Origin of the sequence: Nocardioides sp. (assembly GCF_036401255.1) — a bacterium.
Lineage (GTDB): Bacteria > Actinomycetota > Actinomycetes > Propionibacteriales > Nocardioidaceae > Nocardioides.
In genome coordinates, this window is record NZ_DASWVI010000221.1 from 1 (window position 1) to 3687 (window position 3687).

The following is a 3687-nucleotide window of genomic DNA, read 5'->3' on the forward strand; positions in this document are numbered from 1 at the left end:
GCCGAGCACCACGACGGCGGTGAACAGGCCGGCCACCAGCAGCGGCCCCCGCAGCCACGGGACGAAGTCGGCGCTGCGACCGAGCAGCACGAAGCCGGTGGCCGCGGCCAGCGCGACCGCGGCCGCGCCGAACCCGCAGGCGAGCATCGACTGCCGGTGCTGCCACACGAGCGCGGCGCCGATGCCGACCAGCGCCGCGATCGCGGGCGCCAGTGCCACGGTGTAGTAGGCGTGGAAGATGCCCGCCATGAAGCTGAAGGTCAGGCCGGTGACGAGCAGCCAGCCGCCCCACAGCACCAGCGCGGCGCGGGTCAGGTCGGTGCGGGCCGCACGCCGTGTGAGCCAGAGCCCGGCGACGAGCAGCAGCAGCGCGCTCGGCAGCAGCCAGGCGATCTGGCCGCCGATCTCGCCGTCGAACAGCCGGGTCAGACCCGTCGAGCCCCAGGTGGCGCCGCCGGCACCGCCGCCGACCGAGCCCGTCTCGTCGCCGGTGAGCCGGCCGAAGCCGTTGTAGCCCAACGTCAGCTCGAGGATCGAGTCGTCCTGCGACCCGCCGATGTAGGGCCGACCGGAGGCGGGCCACAGCGACACGATCGCCACCCACCAGCCGCCGGCGGCGAGCATCGAGCCGAACGCGACCAGCAGGTGGCCGAGCCGCTTCGGCACACTGGTGCGCGCCGCCAGCAGGTAGACCAGCGCCAGGGGCGGCAGCACCAGGAACGCCTGCAGCATCTTGGCCAGGAACGCCAGCCCCACCAGCGCCCCGGCCAGCGCCAGCCAGCGCACCGGGTGGCGGACGCCGTCCTCCAGTGCGCGGAGCGTGGCGTACGCCGCGGCGACCAGCAGCAGCACCAGCATCGCGTCGGGGTTGTTGAACCGGAACATCAGCACCGCGACCGGCGTCAACGCCAGCGTCGCTCCGGCGAGCAGGCCCGCGGCGGACGAGGTCGTCGTACGCCGGACGGTGGCGACCAGCAGCCACACCGCGAGCACGCCCTCGATCGCCTGCGGCACCAGGATCGACCACGACGACAGCCCGAACACCCGGACCGCGAGCCCCATCGGCCAGAGCGCCAGCGGGGTCTTGTCGACGGTGATCGAGCTCGCGGCGTCGGAGGACCCGAAGAAGAACGCCTTCCACGACTCCGAGCCCGCCTGCGCGGCGGCGGAGTAGAAGCTGTTCGCCCAGCCGGACTCGCCCAACCCCCACAGGTAGAGGACGGCGGTGGCGGCCAGCAGGCCGGCCAGGGCGGGCCGGTACCACCGTTCCGGCTCGCGCGGCGGTGGCTCGGGGGCGGGGATCGTGGTCGCGGGCTCGTCGAGGGTCGCGGTGCTCATGGACCCAACGTCCGTCGCCGCCTTGGCGAGACGGTGTGGGTCGTCTGTGCGTCGTCTGTGAGCGCGCGGCTTCTACGACAGTGAGAACTCCCCAGGCGCGAGGCTGCGCAGCACGCAGAACTCGTTGCCCTCGGGGTCGAGCATCACGACCCAGGTCACGTCCGGTGGCGCGAGGTCGGTGCGCCGGGCGCCGAGCGACTCGAGCCGGGCGATCTCGCCGTCGCGGTCGGTGTCGATCGGCGAGAGGTCGAGGTGCAGCCGGTTCTTGACCACCTTGTCCTCCGGCACCCGCGCGAAGAAGATCGTGGGGGCGACCGGCCCGGTGCGGATGTCGGCGAGCAGCTGCTCGTCAGCGCGCCCCGCCGGCCCGATCTCGACCAGCTCGGGGTCCTCGTCGATCACCACGTAGTCGAGCACCGCCGCCCAGAACCGCGCGAGCGCGGCCGGGTCGGCGCAGTCGACGCTGAGCTCGGTGATCCGGGAGGTCATCCGATCCGCTCCGTGAGCCAGCCGGCGTCGGCACGGTGCTCGGCGGCACCGCCGGGCGTCTCGAGGATCACCGGGGCGGCGGCGTCGCGCACGACGGCGGCGAGCAGGTCGGGGTCGACCTTGCCGGCACCGAGGCTGGCGTGGCGGTCGGCGCCGGAGTCGAACTCGTCGCGGGAGTCGTTGCAGTGCACGAGGTCGATGCGGCCGGTGATGCGGCGTACGTCGTCGACGACCGTCTCGAGCGCGTTGCCGCCGGCGTGGGCGTGGCAGGTGTCGAGGCAGAACCCGACCTGGTCGAACTGCTCGGTCGAGGACAACGCGTCCCAGACCCGCTCGATGCGCTCGAGGTAGCGGGTCATCGCGTTGTCGCCGCCGGCGGTGTTCTCGATGAGCAGCGGCAGCTTGAGGTCGACGGCCTCGACCGCCTTGCGCCAGTTGTCGAAGCCCTTGGCCGGATCGTCGTCCTTGTTCACGTGCCCGCCGTGCACGATCAGCCCGCGCGCCCCGATCGCCGCCGCCGCGTCGACGTGCTGCTGGAGCAGCTTGCGGCTGGGGATGCGGATGCGGTTGTTGGTGGTCGCGACGTTGACGATGTACGGCGCGTGCACGTAGAGCCCGACCCCCGCGGCCTCGGCGTCGGCCTTGAGCGCCTCGGCCCCGCCGGCGTAGCGGAACTCGGGGCCCTTGTACCCCTGCGGGTCGCCCAGGAAGAACTGCACGTGCGGCATCTCGCGCGCCCGGGCCTCCGCGACGGGGTCGGCCTGGTCGACGTGGGCACCGATGGCGAGGCTGCTCATGCGCTCACCCTAGGCGGCACCTCCGACGTACCCGGGCACGTCCTCGACCCGGTGCCACACCGGGATCCCGCGCTCGTGGGCGATCGCGACATCCTGGTCGGCCCCGGTGGACTCGCCGGGCAGCCGCAGCACGCCGTCGCAGTGCTGGAGCAGCCGCTCGGCGGTCGGGTACATCACCTGCTCGGCCAGCGGGTCGAGCGGCCCGCTGGCTCCCGCGCTGCTGAGCACGGGCAGGGCGACCCACTCGCCGATCATCGGCACGTGCCCGGCGCGGAAGATCGGCCACGCGGCCGCCTCGAGGGCCGCGAGGTTGGCGGCCATGCGCGCCGGGTCGTCGTCGGTGCCGGAGCGGTAGGGGCCGGCGATCAGGATCATCAGGGGCTTCGTCATGACCCGACATTACCGTGCAGAAACGGGCAAGAACAAGAAGAAACGTGCATGGGTCTAGGGTGTTCGCCGTGCTCGCCGCCCAACGCAAGGACCTGATCCTCTCCACCCTGCGCTCCGAGGGCCGGGTCGTCGCCAAGGATCTGGCCGCCGAGCTGGAGCTCTCGGAGGACACGATCCGCCGTGACCTGCGCGAGCTGGCGGCCGAGGGGCTGCTGCACCGGGTGCACGGCGGCGCGCTGCCGGCCTCGCCCGCGGTCGCCGACTTCGGCGTACGCACCACGATCGGCGCCGGCGCCAAGGCCGAGGTCGCCCGGGCGGCCGCCGCACTGGTGCGCCCGGGGCAGACGGTCGCGATCGACGGGGGTACGACGGCGCGCGAGCTGGCCCGGCGGCTGCCGCCCGACCTGCGGGCGACCGTCGTCACCCACAGCCCCACGATCGCCGTGGAGCTGGCCGGCCACCCCACCGTCGAGGTGATCATCGTCGGCGGCCGGCTGTTCAAGCACTCCGTCGTCGCCACCGGGGCGCTCGCCCACGAGGCGATCGGCCGGATCAGCGCGGACGTGTTCTTCCTCGGCGTGACCGGCGTCCACCCGGTCGCGGGCCTGACCACCGGCGATGCCGAGGAGGCTGCGATCAAGCGCGCCTGGGTCGAGCGGTCCGCCGAGACCTA

At 73.2% G+C, this 3687-nt stretch carries 5 protein-coding genes; 1 reads left to right on the plus strand and 4 read right to left on the minus strand.

Annotation, left to right across the window (positions count from 1 at the left end):
- The 4 genes from VGD85_RS10345 to VGD85_RS10360 all read right to left on the minus strand — a co-directional run.
- On the minus strand, nt 1–1338 hold a 1338-nt coding region (locus VGD85_RS10345; RefSeq protein WP_331063356.1), incomplete at its 3' end, for a glycosyltransferase family 39 protein.
- 72 nt (nt 1339–1410) lie between these two features.
- Complete coding sequence (locus VGD85_RS10350) at nt 1411–1827, minus strand: VOC family protein (protein ID WP_331063357.1); 417 nt, start codon at nt 1825–1827, stop codon at nt 1411–1413.
- On the minus strand, nt 1824–2624 hold the full coding sequence (locus tag VGD85_RS10355) for a deoxyribonuclease IV (RefSeq protein ID WP_331063358.1): 801 nt from the start codon (nt 2622–2624) through the stop codon (nt 1824–1826). Before VGD85_RS10355 ends, VGD85_RS10350 begins: the two co-directional genes overlap by 4 nt.
- Nucleotides 2625–2633: 9 nt before the next feature.
- Nucleotides 2634–3014, minus strand: a complete 381-nt coding sequence (locus VGD85_RS10360) for a DUF4406 domain-containing protein (RefSeq protein WP_331063359.1) — start codon at nt 3012–3014, stop codon at nt 2634–2636.
- A 68-nt stretch (nt 3015–3082) separates the two neighbouring features.
- On the opposite strand from VGD85_RS10360, the gene VGD85_RS10365 reads away from it, so the two are divergent.
- The coding region (locus tag VGD85_RS10365) for a DeoR/GlpR family DNA-binding transcription regulator (protein WP_331063360.1) at nt 3083–3687 on the plus strand (605 nt) is incomplete at its 3' end.

What these genes read in the sequence shown, in the direction of transcription:
- VGD85_RS10350 (WP_331063357.1), bottom strand. Translation starts at nt 1,827, where the DNA reads ATGACCTCCCGGATCACCGAGCTCAGCGTCGACTGCGCCGACCCGGCC.
- VGD85_RS10355 (WP_331063358.1), bottom strand. Translation starts at nt 2,624, where the DNA reads ATGAGCAGCCTCGCCATCGGTGCCCACGTCGACCAGGCCGACCCCGTC.
- VGD85_RS10360 (WP_331063359.1), bottom strand. Translation starts at nt 3,014, where the DNA reads ATGACGAAGCCCCTGATGATCCTGATCGCCGGCCCCTACCGCTCCGGC.